Origin of the sequence: Gimesia alba (genome assembly GCF_007744675.1) — a bacterium.
GTDB lineage: Bacteria > Planctomycetota > Planctomycetia > Planctomycetales > Planctomycetaceae > Gimesia > Gimesia alba.
On sequence record NZ_CP036269.1, the window covers coordinates 6,145,751 to 6,164,051 of the forward strand.

Genomic DNA, 18,301 nt, shown 5'->3' on the forward strand with positions numbered 1-18,301 from the left:
CAATTCCTCAAGTCGCAAAATATTTCTGAATCACCATTTAAAATATCGAGTTGCTGCCTAAAACAAAGTGAAGGTTGCCTGCCGCGCTCAGCAATTTTAAATCTTGAAAAGAATTCGGGCTTAGAGATTTGTTGCTTCAAAGGCAATCATCTAAACTGCCTGCTGAACCGATGATGCTCCTCAAAGAACAAAATGCATCATCCACCGGCTTGGCAAGCCTGTGTACAATGACCACACCGGAATCGGATAATCGGGCCAAGGATTGGAGAAGAGCAAATGAACGAACCAGCTGAGACCACGGAAAACCTCGAGGTAGAACAACCCGACTCCTGGGAACAGCTGGAACAGATCGTCGCTGCAAAAGACAGTGAAGCAGCCCGAAGCTATCTGAAAGAACTCCCACCGGGCGAAGATGCGCGCATCATGGCGCAATTGACGGAAACCGAACAGCAGGAATTCATCGCATTACTCAATGATGAAGACGCGGCCCACTTGATGGAATCGCTGCCGGAACTGCAGGCCGGTCAATTGCTCTCCGCGCTGCCGCCAGAAAAAGCCGCACTCATCTTCGATGAAATGCACAGCGACGAACAGGTCGACCTGCTCGACCAGCTTACAGAAGCACAGTCCGAAGCGATCATCGAACAGATGGACCCGGAGGAGGCCGAGAATGTTCGTTTCCTCGCACAGTATGACAGCCAGTCGGCCGGCGGATTGATGATTACGGAACTGCTCTCGTTTGAAGAATCACAGACCGTGGACGACGTGGTCACCGAATTGCGTCAGAACGCGGAAGAATACGCGACCTACAACGTCCAATACATCTACGTCATCAACGCGGAAGAACAACTGGTGGGCGTGCTCCGTCTGCGCGACCTGTTGATGGCACCGCCCGGGCGGCGACTGAATAAGATGATGATCGCCAACCCCACCAGCGTGCCCGATTCCACCTCCCTGCAGGACTTACAGCACTTCTTCGATTCCCATCACCTGTTTGGCCTGCCTGTCATCGACGCAGACCAGAAACTGGTGGGCGTCGTCCGGCGAGAAGACGTCGAACAAGCGGGCGAAGAACAGGCGGGACGAACGTTTCTGCGTTTCGCCGGGATTATGGGCGGGGAAGAGCTCCGCAGCCTGCCACTTAAAATCCGCAGTGCGAGAAGACTGTCATGGCTCAGTATTAATATTGTATTGAATATCGTCGCCGCCAGTATCATCGCCATGTATGAGGAAACTCTGGAAACGGTGATCGCACTGGCCGTCTTTCTCCCCATCGTCTCCGATATGAGCGGCTGTAGTGGTAATCAGTCGATCGCCGTCAGTACCCGCGAACTCGTGCTCGGCGTGATTCGTCCCCGCGACTGGTTTCACGTCTTCCGTAAAGAACTCGGACTCGGTCTCGTCAATGGAATCACCCTTGGGATTCTCCTGGGTGGCGTCGCCTATCTCTGGAAAGGGAACCCTTACCTCGGTCTGGTCATCGGCGGTGCACTCGGCCTGAATACGCTGATGGCTGTCTGCCTGGGTGCGTTGATCCCCCTGATTCTGAAAGGCTTCAAGCTTGATCCCGCACTCGCTTCCGGCCCGATCCTGACGACACTCACCGACATGTGCGGCTTCTTCCTGGTCCTCTCCTTCGCCCAGGCACTCTTGCCCTGGTTAACATGACCGAGATCAGAACCAGGGACAAGAAAAATCAGACCAACCCGGTCAACGTCGACGTGGAATCCTGGAAACGGTCCGTTTCGACGCCCATCGCCTGAATCATCGACAGCAACAGATTACTCAGCGGCGGATGCTTCTCGACATCAAAGGCCAGATGCTGCCCCTGTTTGAGTCCCAACTGCTGACCGCCGGCAATCAATGTTGGCAAATTCTTGGGAGAGTGCTCGCCCCCTTTGCCTGAATTCATCCCGGAACCATACAGGACTATCGTCTGGTCCAGCATACTGCCGCCCGCTTCGCGCGTCGATTTGAGCAGCGTCATGAATCGCGCCAGCTTCGACAGATGAAAACGATCAATCACCGCCAGTTTGCTTAACATCCCTGCATCGCCACCGTGGTGTGACAGCTCATGATGATTCTCCCCGCCCCCACCATAGCCGCCCGCTTCCCGCGACCATTCAAATGTGATCACGCGTGTGGTATCGGTCGCAAAAGCGAGATAGGAAATTTCGAGCATCACATCGATCCACATGGGCCGGTCATGCGCATTGCCCGATTGACTGTTGAGCTGCAATCCGACAGGATCGACCTTGGGCTTGGGTACATCGATCCAGGATTCTAGACGCGTCACCCGCTGCTCAGTTTCTCTGACCGAGTTGAAATACTCATCCAGTTTCTGCTGGTCTTTCTTTCCTAGTTTTTGATTGAGCGCATTCGCATCCGAGAGCACACTGTCCAGAATCGATTTCCGCTCGGCGTACCGTTTGAGCGTCGCCTGTTTGCCCGCTTTGGTATCTGGTACAAATAGTCGTTCAAACAGACGCTGCGCTGAGTTCTCGGCCGGCATCGGCGTGCCACTGCGATCAAATGACAGCGTATGGCTGTGCCCCGCGCTGCCCGTGCCCGATGCATCGGAAATTTGTAGCGAAGGAAACCGCGTCTGTTTCCCATGATGTTCGGCGACAATCTGATCGGCCGAAACCGTATTTGCATAATCGCTGCCGGGCACCGCCGATAGATCGGCGCCAGTCAGCCACGTATCCGCGCCCGAGTGTCCCCCTTTTGACGCGAGATGACCGACTCCGGAAACCACGCTGAAATCACGTTGATGTTCCTTGAGTGCGGACAAAGTCGGCGAAAGTGAATACGACTTGCCCGAGGTCTCAGGCACCCACTCCAGAATATTCACGCCGTTCGGCACATAACAGCAGATCATCCGCGGATGTTTTCCCGCCGACTGCGTCCAGGCCTTGAATGTGGAAGGCCGGGCATACGCAGAGGGAATCATCGCATCTAACAGCGGCAGGCTTAAGCAGACCCCCAGCCCTTTCAGCATATGCCGCCGCGACATGGGCTCTTGTGGAAATGCAGTCATCAACGTATCTCCCTGCGCCGGCAAGCGGCGTCTTGATTATTTTGATCGAAACGGCTCTGAGAGCACCACAAATTTGATCAGCGACCGCAGAGTACGATCGTTTTGTTTCATCGCGTTTACCGCCTGATCCACCGTCGGATTGTCGGCAACTCCTAACTCGCGTCCCAAAGCATACGTCAACAGTTTTCCGCTCAAACATTTCAGAAACAGCGTTTCCTGCTTCGTCAACGCGTCACGCAAACCATCGACGCCCACAAACGTGGTTCCGTCAGGCATCCTCGCCGAAGCATCAATGCGAGGATCATTCGGACCAATCCGGCCTTTATATCCGAAGCCTTCCTGTTCGCGCCATCCGCCGGCGGCATTGAAATTCTCCAGTGCAAAACCGAGTGGATCAATTTTATTATGACAGCGGGCACACTGCGGCAGCTCACGGTGAATCTCCAGTCGTTTGCGAACCGTGGCTTTATCAATCCCGGGAACTTTGGGAGCGATGTCCCCCACATTGGCCACCGGTAACCCCGGGTCCAACCCCAGCAGATTTTTCATGACCCACGTCCCCCGTTTGACGGGCGAAGTTCGCGTGCCGTTTGACGTAATCGTCAATACGGACGCCTGCGTCACAATCCCGCCCCGATGTACGCCTGCGGGTACATTCACGCGGCGAAAGTGATCTCCCTTCACACCCGGAATCCCATAAAATCGGGCCATGCGTTGATTGATCACCACAAAGTCGGAGCTCACCAGATTCATCACGTTCAAATCATGCTGCAGGATCTCCGAGAAAAACGCCTCTGACTCGGCGACCATCGATGTTTCCAGATGACGATCATAACGGGGATACAAATCGGCGGCCGGCAGATTCGCTCCGACCTCACGTAGTCCCAGCCACTGGCCGGCAAAGTTTTTCGTGAACGCACTCGCTTTGGGATCAGCCAGCATCCGATCCACCTGTCGGGTTAACTCAGCCGGCTGCGTTAATCTGCTATTCGCAGCCGCACTCAACAACTCCTCATCCGGCATCGTTGACCAGAGAAAATACGACAGCCGCGACGCCAGTTCGTAGTCATCTAATTTTCGTAATCCCGATTGACTGCCGCCTGTTGCCCGCGGTGCCTCGGCCAGATACAAAAAATGCGGCGAGATCAAAACCGCCGTCAAAGGCGTTTTCAGAGCGGCAATGAACGAGGGAGATTCTTTACGAACCGATTCAAACAACTTCAATTTCGCGTCAATTTCCTCTTCGGTCACAGGCCGACGATACGCGTGCCGCATCATGCGACCGATGATCTCTTTCGCCGCCGCCCGCTCATCGCGGGGCTTGTTAGCATGACGTCCCATAATCTGCCGATGGCTGGCGGGCGGCCACGTTTCATAGTGCGGCCCTTCAATTTCGATCCAGTCCACATACAATTCCGGGCGGGCGAATTGATCGCCGGTCTGCATCCAGAAATTTTCCAGAGCACGAGGAATGTCGTAGGCATACTCGATCGTCACCCCCGCCTTTTCGGTCGAGAAATAGCCGGAGAATTCATACACCTGCGGCTGCGACAATGGTGCATCGATATCGAGCTCGGCCAGAACTTTCGGCTGCCCGCCCAGATGCTGCGTGAATTTCAGACGGGGATAACCGTAGTCATACATCGAATCAGTTTCAAAATGTTTCAGGTCCCGCTCAAATTGCTGCTTCGTCCATGGGGCGCCCTTGGGATTCTTGCGGTTCTGCTGCTCCATCCGGTGTTGTAACGCCGCTTTCGCAGACGCGACGACCGCCGCCCGGTCGGGCACTTTCCCGGCAGCGCGAATGCGAATCAGATAAGTCCCCGCGTACGGCAACTTGAAATCACGCGCGTTGAGTTTTTTATCCCAGCGATTGTGATGCAGCACTTTGAAGCCGTTCTCCACCGGGTTCTTGCCGCCGTTCACAATGATGCGTTGCCCGTCGTAGTTCACTCGGTTCCGATCCGAATCGCCCGAGTCGGGTTGAATCCGCCATTTCAAAACGGGTGGCTGACTCGTTTCGACCAGCGCCAGATCCAGAATCTTCCGTGCGGCTTCCAGATAAAGTTCCAGATGCAAGGGAGAAAGAGTGAGCGCCCCGCCATTATTATCAAAGCCGCCAGCAGGCGAGTCCTGTGGGAAACCGGCCGGATCAAAGTCCACGCCAACGAGGTCGCGAATCGTATTCCGATACTCGGACCGATTCAGCCGCCGCAGCACAATTGAAGAATCCCGTTTGGATAGCTCGGCTTTGACAATCTGCCCCGTGATCCAGTCGACGACCTGCGCGACCTCAGCGGCCCGAGGCGCCCGCTCCCCTTCGGGCGGCATCTCGTGGCCGTTGAGTACATTGACGATCTCTTCCCACTTCGCTTTGCTCGCCGGATCAGAAAAATCGTTCGCGAGGCTCGCATCCACGCGAAACTCATTGTCCTTGCTCCCCGATTTGTGACACTTCAAACAATAAGTCCGCAAAAACGGCGCCACCGTTTTCCGAAACCCACTGTGGTCCGCGACCACTGTCGACGACTGCCCCCAGGCGAAATCGGATCTTCCGTCACAGCCTGCCAGCAGCCAACCAGCCAGTATCAAGCATTGTAAATACCAGGACATGAAATACGTTCCAGAATCATCAAACCAAGATCAGAAATGAGGTAACACCAGGTAGCAGACCATAGAACAAAGTCGCTCTCCAGGGATTCGTCATTCTAAATAGATCTGCGACAAATTCATCATAATTCTTTGAAAAATAGACAATCCACGTGACTGAACACGTCAAACTCTTGAGCGATCAAAAAAGAGAATCTGCTTGAAGCCACCTGAACAACAATGTATATTTGTAACGTTAGTGAAAATACAACTTAACATCAAATGCGGAGATGGATTTCGAATGCTGTTTCAAAATGGAAGCGGGAACGAAGAAGGCTGTATCTGAATCACTCACATTCATCTTTGACACGTACAATTCCCCGATAGACCTTTCAAATAGATCAGAAACAAAACGTTGGTACAGAGCGACCTAAATTCAATCTTAAAATCCGAAGGGAACTGGTGCCGCTGGGGACTGGCAGCAATCATCCTGTTCTTTTTGCTCTGGCGCATTCCCATTGTCTTGCGCGAGGCGGGCGGACAGGATGAGGAATGGTTTGCGATTCCCGGTTGGACCATCTGGCAGGAAGGCATTCCCCGCGTCCCCTATGCGCCGCAACGCCAAACAGGAAGCGCGTTTTACAAAGCCGACGAAGCACTGTTTGCTCTGCCTCCCCTATTCTATTATGTGAGCGCACCACTTTACGCCGTGCTGCCGCCCACCTACAGCACAACACGCCTCGTCTCCGTCGCGGCTGGCGCGGTGTTGTTAATCTTCATCTATCTGCTGGCACGTCGCGTATTTCAAGATCCGCTGGCCGGGCTGATCGGCGCGGGACTATTCAGCCTCTCGCGCCCCTTCTATTTTCCAGCGACCATCTCTCGCCCCGATATGCTGTGTGGTATGTGGGGACTGGCGGCACTGTGGATGATGTGGCGCTGGTACGATCAACAGAAACGACCGCGCGACCTGGCACTCACCGGCGTCTTCCTCGGACTCGGTATGCTGACGCATCCATTTGCCCTCGTCTTTTGCATTCAAATCGGGCTCTGGTCGGTCCTGGCTCAAGGAACGTTACGCGAACGCCTGACGCGCGGTGCTCTGTTGACTGGCTGTGCTCTGGCCGTGTTTGCACTCTGGCTGCCCTTGATTCTGGCCTACCCCGAGGCATTCCGGCTTCAGTTTTTTACGAATGTATTAAACCGCTCGGGGCCGGGGCTGATTTCACGGTTGTTCTTCCCCTGGCCTTACTTTACCACACAATTTCAATTGCTCCAGGAACACGCCGGGAACATTCAACTCGTCTTAATGGCTGCCGGTTTATTCTGGGGCACCTGGCTCGCCGCACGATCTGACGACCGACGCACCTGTATCTTCATGGCACTCGTCTGGTCGTCCCTCTATCTGCTCATCGCTTGCCAGGGGACGCATCCGACCAAAGGCTACTGGTGTTATCCCGGTGCTCTCCTTTTCTTATGTCTGGGCTGGGGACTAAGCCACCTCGTTAGAAATCTTTGGGCATACAACGTTGCCGGGCGAATGGTCAGCGTCGCTGGTTTGGCACTCTTCGTACTCGCCATGCTGCCCGGCTCGGGAATCCGGACAGGACTGGCTCATCTGAAAAACTGGTCGAATCCAAATTACAATGCCCCCCGTTTTGTCAGTCAGATTCTAAATGATCTCCCACCCGACGCGCGCTATACCGTGGATCGGGCTTACGTTTTCAATTTTGCCGCAGCGGGCCGTCCCACTCTGCTGAGTGATGTGCGTGAGTTTGCGTTCGATGCCCGCCCGTTTCCGTACGATTACTTAATCGTCAGCCACGATTCAAAGGACAGAGAGATCAGCAAAGTGCTCAACGCCCGACGAATTCAAACTTATGGCGACCCGAATGACCCGTTCAGTTGTTATATAGAAGTCTATGTTCCCCAAGATCGTCCAGTTCAGGAACAAAACCGATCAGACAACACGCCCCACAATCAGAATGACAACAGGAGCCAGCCTTGATCGAACCAATCCCCAATCCCAAGTCTGAGAAACCCCAGGTTCAATGCCCTTTCAACGTGGCCGTCATTGGTGGTGCCGGCCACGTTGGCCTGCCATTCGGACTCGTCCTCTGTGACTTCGGTCACCGGGTAACGCTCGTGGATACCAACGCGGCCCAACTGGAACGCATTTGTCAGGGCAACATGCCGTTTGAAGAACGGGGGGCCGACAGCCTGCTCCCCTGCTGTCTGGAATCCGGCCGCTTACACTGTGCGACCGGTATGAATGTGTTATCCGATCAGGAGATCGTCATCGTCACGATTGGCACTCCCGTCGATGAATACCTCGATCCCAGTCTCCGCGCCTTCGATCAAGTATTGGAGCAGATATTCAATCATTGTCGGCCGGGTCAATTACTGATCGTTCGCAGCACCGTCTTTCCCGGCGTGACCGAGCGGCTCGGTCGGATTGTGAAAGAGCGCGGTCTGGACATCGACGTTTCCTATTGCCCCGAACGCATCGCACAAGGGCTGGCGCTGGAAGAATTGACGCATCTGCCGCAACTGGTCAGCGGTTGTACCACACAGGCTTTGGAGAGAGCCACCGAGTTCTTCGCCGATCTCGGCCTGGAAACGATCCCCCTTTCGACAGTTGAAGCCGAGCTCGGCAAGCTGTATACCAACTCGTATCGTTATATTAACTTCGCGATTTCGAATCAATTCTACATGCTGGCCCAGCGCTACGATGCCGACTTTGATCGCATCTACCGCGCCATCACGCACAACTACAAACGCATGAACGGCTTCGCGAAGGCCGGGTTTGCCGGCGGCCCCTGTTTATTGAAAGACACGATGCAGCTCGCCTCGTTCAATCATAATCTGCTCACGCTGGGACAAACGGCGATGGAAGTCAATGAAGGCCTGCCCGGTTTTCTCGTCGAACGCTTGAAGCAACATCACGACTTGACGACCGCCACCGTCGGCATCCTCGGTATGGCCTTCAAAGGGAACTGCGACGACCCGCGCAGTTCGTTATCATACAAACTCAGAAAAGTGCTCACGCTCGATTGCCGCCGCGTAATATGCACGGACCCCTTCGTTCATAATCCCGATTTTGTTTCGGTTGAAACGATGCTTACCGAAGCCGACATCCTCATTCTGGGCGCCTGCCATGATGAATATCGCGAACTGCAAACCGACAAACCATTGATTGATGTATTTGGATTCTTGCCAGGAAAACAACCATGAAAGTTCTGATTACCGGCGCCAGCGGCTTCATCGGCAGCTATGTCGTCGGCGAATTACTGGAAGCCGGCTACGATGTCGTCGGCCTCGATAATTTTTCGAAATACGGCCCGCTGCAACCCGCCCACCAGGGGCACCCCCGTTATGAATTTCAACAGGGAGACGCCAAAGACATCGCACTCTTGAAACAATTACTAAAGGACTGCGATCACTTCATCGCCGGTGCCGCGATGATCGGTGGGATTTCGTATTTCCATAAATTCGCCTACGACCTGCTGGCGGAAAACGAACGCATCACCGCCGCCGCCTTCGACGCGGCGATCGAGGCACATCAGAAATCGCGTTTGCAGAAAATCACGGTCATCTCTTCTTCCATGGTCTTCGAGAGTGCCACGCGTTTTCCCAGCGAGGAGGGAGACCAGCACCAGTGCCCGCCCCCGGAATCGACCTACGGCTTTCAAAAACTGGCCGTCGAATATTATGCCCTCGGTGCCCACCAGCAGTACGGCTTACCCTATACCATCGCGCGGCCCTTTAACTGTGTCGGCATCGGCGAACGCCGCGCCGTGTCTGACGTAGAAGTCCTCTCGGGAGACATTCAGCTCGCGCTGAGTCACGTCGTTCCCGATCTGGTCCAGAAGGTGCTCAAAGGACAGGACCCACTACAGATTCTTGGCGACGGTTCGCAGGTCCGCCACTATACCTACGGCGGCGACCTCGCCCGCGGCATTCGTTTGTGCGTGGAACATCCCCAGGCGCTGAACGAAGACTTCAATCTCTCTACAGCCGAAGAAACTACGGTTCTCGAACTGGCCGAAGCGATCTGGCACAAAATTCACGGCCCCGACAAACCATTCCGTTATCAAAGCGAAGATCCGTTTCCGCATGACGTGCAGTTCCGATCCCCTTCGGTCGAGAAAGCCCGCCGGCTGCTCGGTTTTTCAGCCGACACCACGCTCGACGCGATGCTCGACGAAGTCATTCCCTGGATTCAAGAACAAGTAACACGTGGAACGATTTAATGGAAACGGAAAATGTGCCACTATCGGTGATTGTGCCCGTGTATAACGAGGCCGAGAATTTCCCGTGTCTGATTGAAGAGATCGACGCGCGGCTGTCGCCCCCCTTTCGCGTGCTCGTGGTCTACGACTTCGATGAAGACACCACCCTGCCCGTCGCCCGTCAACTGGCAGAGACGCGGCCTTACCTGACGCTTGTCAAAAACAATCTGGGCCGCGGCCCCGCGAATGCATTGCGGGCCGGCTTCCAGGAAGCAGAGACTGGCCCCGCGCTGGTAATCATGGCCGATCTCTCCGACGACCTGCGCGATGTCGCCCCCATGTTAGCCCTGTATCACTCCGGGCATCGCGTCGTCTGTGCCTCCCGCTATATGAAAGGCGGCCAGCAACTGGGCGGCCCCCTGTTAAAGCGAACGCTGAGCCGCCTGGCGGGCCTCTCCCTCTATTATCTCGTCGGCTTCCCCACGCACGACGCCACGAATAATTTCCGTCTGTACGACGCCGCCCTGGTCAACGACCTGCAAATCGAAAGCGAACACGGCTTCGAGATCGCTCTGGAACTGACGGCCAAAGCCTTCATCCGCGGCGAACCAATCGCCGAGATTCCCACCACCTGGAAAGACCGCAGCGCGGGAGAATCCCGCTTCCAACTCTTCCGCTGGTTACCGAAGTATTTAAGGTGGTATCGCTATGCGCTGTTTAACCGGCGAAGAAAGCCGGGGGCTTGATCTAAGAATCATCAATCAATAGAGTCGCTTCAACTGAAAACCAAACAGGCACTAAATCACTAACGATGCCCGACATCTGGTTTTCGTAGGTCCAGATGTACGTGGTGACTCCAGAGGTCTTTTCGCTGGTAACAATTATGAAACTTTCATTTTATCATGATAAACAGAAGTAATAGTAATACCGTATACATTACTTAGGGGCCAAAAGTGGGGGAATACCATTTACCCATGGAGGATCTATATGTTCTATTTCTTCTGGTGATTCACGTTTTTTTTCATATACAGCACTTCATCTAATGTGAACCAAATATTATGAGGATCTATGCCAAACTGTTGGCCATCACTAGTTTTAACATCTGGCGATACTTGAAGGCTCGATCCGAATTCTCCAAGAATAGCTCCCTTATATGGATTAGACTGCAATACAGTATTTTCGTGCGATGGTTCATCGGCAAGACGAATATGAATGATTCTCCGCCCCAAAGAGTATTGTACTAAATCTAATATATAGATTAATTCAGGATCAAGGTTACCAAAATGGTGCATCATAATACTCCTAAATAATAACTCGCTTAAGGTAACATACTCAAAATTCAACATCCAAGCGAATTATTAGGGAGCAGGAATCTTTGAATCGCGTCCAGACCACCTTTAATATCTCTAAAACACAAATAATGGAGAAAGAGATGATTGAGACAAACGAAGTTGAGTATTGGGCAGCACTTGGCTATTTAGACAAAGTGCAGGAATCAATCGCAACTGGATGCAATGTCAATGCTCGCGGAGAAAGCGGTTATACTGCATTACATGCCGCCGTTGTGAACGAGCACGCTGCAATTGTTAGGTTACTGCTTGAATTTGGTGCTGCCCCTTCTGCTCAACTAGAATCGGGAGAAACTCCAGCAGACTTGGCAAGGCTTACGGACAACAAAGAAATCATTGAGATGCTATCTTAACCAGTTTTGGTCGTCAACGAATTCTTTATCACCCGAGGTATAAAGGGGGCAGGATTTTTGAATTGAGACCAGTCCCTTTATTGTTTTCTAATAAATCCATCAAACTACACATCGAATCGACGCCTTTATGCTTTCAGTAATCCAATGGGTTCATCTCTTCATTATTTTTTTGATTGCTTTTGCGGGGGGGTATTTTCCATTTGTCAAACCGGGACAGGTCCGCACGAATGGGGGATTTCCGCGAGGTGAAGCGTTTTCTTCCGGCGTTTTTCTTGCGCTTTCATTGACCATGTTACTCCCGGCCTCCTTTCACATTTTTCAACAGCAGCTTCCCGAAGTTAATTATCCCGTCGGTTCCGTCATTGCCATCATTGCCTTTTTAGGACTACTTGCGATGGAGCACATGACGATGCATTCCATCGAGAGAGAGCGAATCAAGATACAAAATGGACGGCTGCCTGCACGCATCCCGCTGGTCATGACAACGATGATCGCACTTCCCTCATTCTTTTTAGGAACCGCCTTAGGAATGAGCGACAATACCGACGCGACGTTAATCTTTATCGCAATCATACTCCATAAAGGAACAGCCGCCTTTGCCTTGATGCTCACGATGGTTCGCAGCACGCTCTCTCGTTCGCAAACCATCATCCTGTTTACTGCTTTTGCATTAATTACTCCGCTGGGAATACTTTTTGGTGGATTCGTTCACAATGAACTTTCCCCTTCCACCGCAATAATCAAAGCCATCGTACTCTCACTGGGAGCCGGTACGTTCCTCTATATGGGTACGCTACACGAAATGAAACACGCCTCGTTAATCGAACACTGTGGCAAAAGAAGTTGCTTTCTGACAATGGTTGCCGGCTTGGTAATCACGGCATTGGTTCGCCTCGTCATGGGCGAAGCACATCATTTTTAAACGTTTGACTAAACGGGGTCAGCAGACTTTGAGAAGAGAAATTAATGAACAGCCGTAGTTCACGAAAGGCTTTTTAAACATGTTCTCGAAATTCAACATACAAGCGCCAAAGATTACGTTCATTCTTGTCTTCTGTTATGGATGGATGGCTTATAATTTCGTTTTACTTGGGGCGAGCCGAATACAAAAAATAAGTCAAGTAAAACTTCCTCATAGTGATGGTGATTATTCACGTCTTTGTTTTTCTGTAAATTCAAAAAAACTATATGCCTTGGATCCATCTCAAGGCGCCATTCATACTTGGGATCTTATGAGTACCAAACACCAGAATCAAATTAGCATCAATCAACCTGTTCAATGGAATCAGCTAATTGCAATAGATGAAAATATAATCTTGATGGCAGATTCGAAAGGAGATGTCTGGAATTTCAATCTCAAAAAGAAAACGTTAACTCAATTATACAAGCAACCCATGGATGACCGTGATGGGATGTTTATGATTTTTGATCAGAAAAGTTCTCAGTTGATTCTGATTCGATCCGATGGTTCGATCAAATATTTAGGATATCGTGGAGAGCAAATAACAAATATTTCAAGAATTGATTTAAAGAATGGGATTGAACGTGTGGCTTTTTCAAAGGATTATGCAAATTTTGCGACAGTTGACTGGAGTAACAATGTAAACTTCAGGCTAGCTAACGAATCGAAACCTATTTGGACAAAAAACTATAAAAACGGAAAAATTTGTAGTCTCTGTTTTGGCCTTACAAAGGATTTGTTAGTTTTATCTGAAATTGACGGATCATGTTGGGGTATTAACACAAAACTTGCACAGGTGAACTGGAAAATTTCCTGCAGACCACGCTTATTTAATACTAATGTTTCTCAAGACGGAAATTATATTTATGTTTTAGTAGGAAGTATAAGAAAAATACGATCCAAGACGGGCACTGCTGCTTTTCATATTCACCGAATCCCAGATGGGCAATTGGTTTTTCAGCAGAAATTAAAAGGAGACATGCCTAAAGCTCTAGAAGTCTCTCCAGATGGTAAGTTCGTTGCAGCGCTATCTGAGGGTAAAATATTTCTTTGGGAAGTTGAGTCAAACCTGTCAGAAAAATAAATCCATCTGTTCTGATTCAAAATAAATCTGCCAATCGCCCGCCACTACGATTTACGATTCAGCGAGTCAGGTGGTCGTAACCTACCTTAAAAACCGGTACCAAGTCTTATGAAGGTTGGTTCAGGACAGAATAAGGGGCAGGAGTTTTTAAATTGAGTTAGCCGAAAGAACCGACGATGAACGCGTGCCGAATTCTGATTGTGTTTGCGACAGGGCTTTTGTTTTCATGCTCTAAAGAGGACGGAGATGTCCCGCGCGAACCCGAGAAAGCGGCGGAAACTGCTGCTCAACCAACGGAAACCAAAACTGCTGAAGGAATTCTGGAGTACTACCCTCAGGATGTGAAGAGCGTGCAGGCGTGGCTGGGGCATGAATTCATGGTTGGCGAAACACCGATCCGACCAACCGAGGCCGTCCCAGCGGAAACATTAAGAAAGATGATAGGACGAACGGTGAAAATTGAAGGTGTCTGGAACCCCGGGCAGAAGTGGAAGCAACCGCAGCCAACCGACGACGAGGCATATTTGCAGAATCCAGCGTTTTCTGAAGGTGAGATTGTGATCCGGGGGGCGGGTATCGAAGCGGCATCGGTATTGGATGTCGATCAATGAAATAGGAGAACTGAACCCAAACGGGCTATCAGACAGATAAAGGTTCCCGGAGCTTTGATTTCCATTACTACCGAAATTTCGTTCCCCTCTCCTGGATGTTCATCTGAAGTATTGCCGGTGATATCTGATAGGATTTGTTTGCCGTTGGATTGCTTACTCTGATTGGAAACGGCGGCTAGGTAGCGTTTCTTAATTCGAATTGGTCCTTACCAATGACTTACAACCGGGGCTAACGCCCTGCGGCTAATGGGCCTTTTCTGCGGTCATAGTCCAGTAAACAGGGGTAACAACACACTATCGGCTACGGTGAATTCTTACATAGCTTACTCAGTAGACCTCAAAATCAGGATCAGAACGATTAAACAAACGCTACCTAGCGCCGACCCGCTCAGGGTTGGCGGCATTCAGAATATTCTGGCGTGCCTTTCTGGTAGGTAGTTCGAGAGCTGCGGGCGGCCACATAGGGCCGCTCCCTACGCCTGGATGATGAATTCATGATTTGGTTTTGTTTGTTGATCTGTCAATTTCCTGCTCGCTGCGCTCGGCCTGGATGTGCATCCGAGATTATCTATGGAGGGAATGAAAATATCATATTTGCGATGCAGATCATCTTCAGGGGCGTGGAGACGTCAAGGGGGAGTCGCTGCTTTTTCCCGCAAACGACTCGCGATCAACTGAAACGTCTTTATGATGCCACAGGTAAGCGGCGTGATGTCGTTTGATAATTGAGGTGCGGGTGAGCAGGGGATTAGAAAATCGGTCTGAAACGAGCGGGTTTTATGGTGCTGATTTTCGTAGTCGTTCAGGAATCTCAACTGAATCCGTAGTGCTCACTCGCGCGCCCGACGTTATCTCCGCATGATCATGCCGATGCGCGGGTTGCCGTCAAGACAAATTTCTTCAGCAGGATATTGTGAAGGTTCAGATGTAAAGCTGATGAGTTGATTCCGTCAACAGCAGAAGCAAGCGTGATGGGCGGCTGTCTGATCCAGGCATCGAACTTGGCCTCTACGGAATCAGAGTCCGTTGTTCTGCCCCAGAGCGACAAGGGCGGAAAGAAACAGGGCAATGAAAAAGAGCCGCCAAGGAGAATCGAACTCCTGACCTACGCATTTCGAATGTGTTGTCCCTTCATTTAAGTTACTGCCTTTGCTGACGTTACATCCTTCTCCTGTTCTCTGATTCCTCAAATGTAGATTCGAATAGAATTCCCGAAAAATGCTTCGCCAGCGCCTCAACCCACGGGTATGATTGAAACTTGCGAATTTGACGCAAGATAGTATTTTTCCCGGCCTATTTCAGCAAAGTTTATACCCCAAGGTCTCGGCTGACGAAATGAAAATGAGTGTTTCTATACGATCTGAGAGTCATCGAACTCGCAATTTGATGATTGCGATCTTGTTATTTTTTAGCGTCCTGTCAGTGGCACGGTTAAATCAGATCTATTTCTTTTCTCCCGATAGTCCCGACTATGTCTTGATGGCGCGCGGACTGGTAAATGACTTCGAGTACCGCCAAATCGATTTCCCGGGAGCCCCTTATTTTACTCAGCGACCGCCGGGCATGTCGGTGCTGCTGATCCCGGCTGCCTTAGTCGCTCCCTACAATGTAATTGCTGCCAAGGTCACCGTGATTCTGACAGCTCTGATCATGCTGGCGCTGCTGTATCGATGGATGTCTCGCCTGGCGCAGAGCGCGATCGAAAACGAACCTGAATTAAACGGGACAGCTCATTGGCTGACTTTGCTTGTCATGCTGCTGTTGACCACCAATCCCCATTTCCTGCTGTTCTCCACCATCATTATGAGTGAGATCCCGTTTATGGCATTTACGGTGGCGATTTTATATCTCATTTCCAATGATACCGCCCCGATCAACAAACAGAATCTCATTCTGCTGACTGGCTTATTGATGTTTCTCCCGTTCATTCGAACCATCGGCGTTGCATTGATTCTGGCAATTGCGATCTGGGCGGTTGTCAGACGACAACGCTGGCCTTATCTGATCAGCGTTGTCTGTTCACTGGCAACGACGGGGCTGTGGATTCTGCGTAACAACTCATTAAAAACAGACATTTATACGTCCTCGACATTTGACGAAATTCGGCAAGCAGGTTTCAGCAGCACGCTATTATCCATGATAAACCGAAGTCTGAACCACTTTGAAAGTCTGTGCAATATATTGTTCCCCAATATGCCGGGAAGGGCTCCGCGTTACGAACGATTTCTGCTGGACGGCAATCATGTACTACCCGGACCGCAACTCATTTATTTTCTTGCCTGCATTCTGATTCTCTCGATCGCGATTTATGGCATGCTCAAACTCTGGAACAAGGGCGGTGCCGTAAGTCTGTTTTATATTTTGATTACCTTCGGAATACTGTCTGTATGGCCTTGGATGCAACCACGATATACTTTGCCGCTATTACCAGTTATCCTGGCCTTTTTTCCTGTGGGATTTCTATTTCTACTCAAGTATGTTACAGGATCGAAGATCCTCGTTAAGAAGAGTTTAGTGGGAATCGCAATGTTTACCGGCATTGCCATCCTCTGCTCCCAGTCGATTACCGACTACAGACTGATTCATGCCAATCAGCAGCTCATCTTCCAAGGAGAACAGTTTTATCAAACGCAGCTCCCTTCCACTCACTATAGTGATTTTGTCCAAGCCGGTCGTTGGATCAAAGAAAATACGCCCGAAAATGCCCGCATACTGACACGCCAAAACGATCTTGCTACCACTGGCCATCGTTTCCAGAAACTGGTTTATTTTGAACAGACCAGGCCCGCCCAACTTCGTGAACTGATTCAAAAATTCTCTTCGCGCTATCTGGTCTGTTTTGATAAGAATGCAGCAGACACCTTCCCGTGGCACTTGTTAGATCATGATCTGATCTATCGCCTGACTCCTGTTTATTCAAAATCAGGAATCATGATCATCGAAGTACGACCGAACTACGAAGGCACCATCCGTCATCAATACTGGCAGAAAGAAGAAATGATGAATGTTGCCAGACAGACGTTTGAAAAATTTCCGAATCGAGTCTCGGCACAGGTCACCTATCTCAGCCTATTACTGAAGACCGAAAATTTTCACGAAGCCATTTCGTTCGTCGAGGCACTGCCAGAAGTCAGTGATGTCCGTATCGTCAATTTCCTGGGATGGGCCTACATTGGACAACGCGAGTACCCAAAAGCCCTGCAAGAATTTTCAAAAGCATTGCGGATGCCGGGGCAATCGTCGATCAGTTTATCCATTCACCGCGGGCGGGATTTAGCACAGAAACAGTTAACCAAAAACACAGTACCCGCGTCTCCGGATAAATCAGGTGAGCCAGGCAGAAATCTTCAAATCGCAAAAGAATACTGGAAGCTGTCAGACTTTGATCGGGTACTCAAATTCACACAGAAAGTTTTTGATGCAAACAAGTCAAGTCAAGCAGAGCTTGATCAGGCACATGTGCTCTTAGCACGTCTGCATTTGATCAAGGGAGAAACTCAACAAGCGGTGGAAGAACTGAAGCAAGTATCAACAACAGAGAATGCCGAAGCAAATGAATTACGAGACAGGATTCATCTGGAAGAATCGCTTTCCGACTTGCTCAATCTCCCTCCCCATCAGAAAACAGAGATCACCGATGGCTTAGACCCGAAACAGCAAGCAGCGATTCAAAAGCTGGTCTCAATCTACGAATCGGAGGGCATTCCGGGCAAGGCCCTCAGACTACTTGAACAGGCCCACATGAAAACCCCTTTAAATGAGAAGATTCTGAAACTACTGGCGAAGTTCCAGCTGTTCTATAATCTCGTCCCGGAAGCAGAAGTCAGTTATCTGACACTCCAGGAAATGAATCCTGACGATCAAGAAGTCGCGGCTGCACTGGAAAAAATTGAAACGCTCAAAAAAACGCCCCATTTCTGAGAGTCTCGGTGAACAGGAGCCTGAAAGAAAAAGAGCCGCCGAGGAGAGTCGAACTCCTGACCTACGCATTACGAATGCGTCGCTCTGCCAACTGAGCTACGGCGGCGTGTTCCCGATTGATATCCTGATAGATTCATCAGACGTGACTTTGGTTCGCCTGG

The 18,301-nt window shown here is 50.8% G+C and carries 13 protein-coding genes and 1 tRNA gene; 10 read left to right on the forward strand and 4 right to left on the reverse strand.

The features are described 5' to 3' along the window. The first annotated feature begins 276 nt into the window (after positions 1 to 276). Positions 277 to 1,668: a magnesium transporter gene (gene mgtE, locus Pan241w_RS22755; RefSeq protein WP_145220266.1), complete on the forward strand. Its 1,392-nt coding sequence runs from the start codon at positions 277 to 279 to the stop codon at positions 1,666 to 1,668. A gap of 28 nt (positions 1,669 to 1,696) precedes the next feature. Here the strand turns inward: mgtE and Pan241w_RS22760 are convergent, their stop codons facing one another. Continuing rightward, entirely contained in the window at positions 1,697 to 3,040 is a 1,344-nt protein-coding gene (locus tag Pan241w_RS22760; RefSeq protein WP_145220268.1) for a DUF1552 domain-containing protein, read from the reverse strand. A 36-nt stretch (positions 3,041 to 3,076) separates the two neighbouring features. Then, positions 3,077 to 5,653: a DUF1592 domain-containing protein gene (locus Pan241w_RS22765; protein WP_145220270.1), complete on the reverse strand. Its 2,577-nt coding sequence runs from the start codon at positions 5,651 to 5,653 to the stop codon at positions 3,077 to 3,079. 391 nt (positions 5,654 to 6,044) lie between these two features. On the opposite strand from Pan241w_RS22765, the gene Pan241w_RS22770 reads away from it, so the two are divergent. Genes Pan241w_RS22770 through Pan241w_RS22785 form a run of 4 tightly spaced genes read left to right on the forward strand, consistent with a single transcriptional unit; the run spans position 6,045 to position 10,607 of the window. Then, positions 6,045 to 7,637 (forward strand): ArnT family glycosyltransferase, encoded by a 1,593-nt coding sequence (locus Pan241w_RS22770; protein WP_198000087.1) that lies wholly within the window; start codon positions 6,045 to 6,047, stop codon positions 7,635 to 7,637. Beyond that, positions 7,634 to 8,863 (forward strand): nucleotide sugar dehydrogenase, encoded by a 1,230-nt coding sequence (locus Pan241w_RS22775; RefSeq protein ID WP_198000088.1) that lies wholly within the window; start codon positions 7,634 to 7,636, stop codon positions 8,861 to 8,863. The genes Pan241w_RS22770 and Pan241w_RS22775 overlap by 4 nt, the downstream gene beginning before the upstream one ends. Next, positions 8,860 to 9,882 carry an NAD-dependent epimerase/dehydratase family protein gene (locus Pan241w_RS22780; RefSeq protein WP_145220274.1) on the forward strand — a complete coding sequence of 341 codons (1,023 nt, stop codon included), beginning with the start codon at positions 8,860 to 8,862 and terminating at the stop codon, positions 9,880 to 9,882. The genes Pan241w_RS22775 and Pan241w_RS22780 overlap by 4 nt, the downstream gene beginning before the upstream one ends. Continuing rightward, positions 9,882 to 10,607, forward strand: coding sequence for a glycosyltransferase (locus Pan241w_RS22785; protein ID WP_145220276.1), 726 nt, complete (start codon positions 9,882 to 9,884; stop codon positions 10,605 to 10,607). Before Pan241w_RS22780 ends, Pan241w_RS22785 begins: the two co-directional genes overlap by 1 nt. Positions 10,608 to 10,853: 246 nt before the next feature. Here Pan241w_RS22785 and Pan241w_RS22790 read toward each other — a convergent pair whose 3' ends face one another. Further along, positions 10,854 to 11,156 carry a hypothetical protein gene (locus Pan241w_RS22790; RefSeq protein ID WP_145220278.1) on the reverse strand — a complete coding sequence of 101 codons (303 nt, stop codon included), beginning with the start codon at positions 11,154 to 11,156 and terminating at the stop codon, positions 10,854 to 10,856. Between the two features lie 80 nt (positions 11,157 to 11,236). On the opposite strand from Pan241w_RS22790, the gene Pan241w_RS22795 reads away from it, so the two are divergent. The 5 genes from Pan241w_RS22795 (at position 11,237) to Pan241w_RS22815 (ending at position 18,140) form a co-directional block, all read left to right on the forward strand. Then, entirely contained in the window at positions 11,237 to 11,563 is a 327-nt protein-coding gene (locus tag Pan241w_RS22795) for an ankyrin repeat domain-containing protein (RefSeq protein ID WP_145220280.1), read from the forward strand. A 127-nt stretch (positions 11,564 to 11,690) separates the two neighbouring features. Continuing rightward, the gene (locus tag Pan241w_RS22800; protein WP_145220282.1) at positions 11,691 to 12,485 is read left to right on the forward strand and encodes a ZIP family metal transporter; all 795 of its coding nucleotides are present in this window, start codon (positions 11,691 to 11,693) and stop codon (positions 12,483 to 12,485) included. Between the two features lie 145 nt (positions 12,486 to 12,630). Beyond that, positions 12,631 to 13,608 (forward strand): WD40 repeat domain-containing protein, encoded by a 978-nt coding sequence (locus tag Pan241w_RS22805; protein ID WP_145220284.1) that lies wholly within the window; start codon positions 12,631 to 12,633, stop codon positions 13,606 to 13,608. 176 nt (positions 13,609 to 13,784) lie between these two features. Continuing rightward, a complete protein-coding gene (locus Pan241w_RS22810; protein ID WP_145220286.1) occupies positions 13,785 to 14,219 on the forward strand; it encodes a hypothetical protein in 435 nt (144 codons plus the stop codon). A 1,341-nt stretch (positions 14,220 to 15,560) separates the two neighbouring features. Continuing rightward, positions 15,561 to 18,140: a tetratricopeptide repeat protein gene (locus Pan241w_RS22815; RefSeq protein ID WP_198000089.1), complete on the forward strand. Its 2,580-nt coding sequence runs from the start codon at positions 15,561 to 15,563 to the stop codon at positions 18,138 to 18,140. A gap of 33 nt (positions 18,141 to 18,173) precedes the next feature. Here Pan241w_RS22815 and Pan241w_RS22820 read toward each other — a convergent pair. Next, positions 18,174 to 18,246, reverse strand: a tRNA-Thr gene (locus Pan241w_RS22820). Between the last annotated feature and the right edge of the window lie 55 nt (positions 18,247 to 18,301).

What these genes read in the sequence shown, in the direction of transcription:
- Pan241w_RS22810 (WP_145220286.1), top strand. Translation starts at nt 13,785, where the DNA reads ATGAACGCGTGCCGAATTCTGATTGTGTTTGCGACAGGGCTTTTGTTT.
- Pan241w_RS22805 (WP_145220284.1), top strand. Translation starts at nt 12,631, where the DNA reads ATGGCTTATAATTTCGTTTTACTTGGGGCGAGCCGAATACAAAAAATA.
- Pan241w_RS22780 (WP_145220274.1), top strand. Translation starts at nt 8,860, where the DNA reads ATGAAAGTTCTGATTACCGGCGCCAGCGGCTTCATCGGCAGCTATGTC.
- Pan241w_RS22760 (WP_145220268.1), bottom strand. Translation starts at nt 3,040, where the DNA reads ATGACTGCATTTCCACAAGAGCCCATGTCGCGGCGGCATATGCTGAAA.
- Pan241w_RS22785 (WP_145220276.1), top strand. Translation starts at nt 9,882, where the DNA reads ATGGAAACGGAAAATGTGCCACTATCGGTGATTGTGCCCGTGTATAAC.
- Pan241w_RS22790 (WP_145220278.1), bottom strand. Translation starts at nt 11,156, where the DNA reads ATGATGCACCATTTTGGTAACCTTGATCCTGAATTAATCTATATATTA.
- Pan241w_RS22815 (WP_198000089.1), top strand. Translation starts at nt 15,561, where the DNA reads ATGAGTGTTTCTATACGATCTGAGAGTCATCGAACTCGCAATTTGATG.
- Pan241w_RS22800 (WP_145220282.1), top strand. Translation starts at nt 11,691, where the DNA reads ATGCTTTCAGTAATCCAATGGGTTCATCTCTTCATTATTTTTTTGATT.
- Pan241w_RS22765 (WP_145220270.1), bottom strand. Translation starts at nt 5,653, where the DNA reads ATGTCCTGGTATTTACAATGCTTGATACTGGCTGGTTGGCTGCTGGCA.
- mgtE (WP_145220266.1), top strand. Translation starts at nt 277, where the DNA reads ATGAACGAACCAGCTGAGACCACGGAAAACCTCGAGGTAGAACAACCC.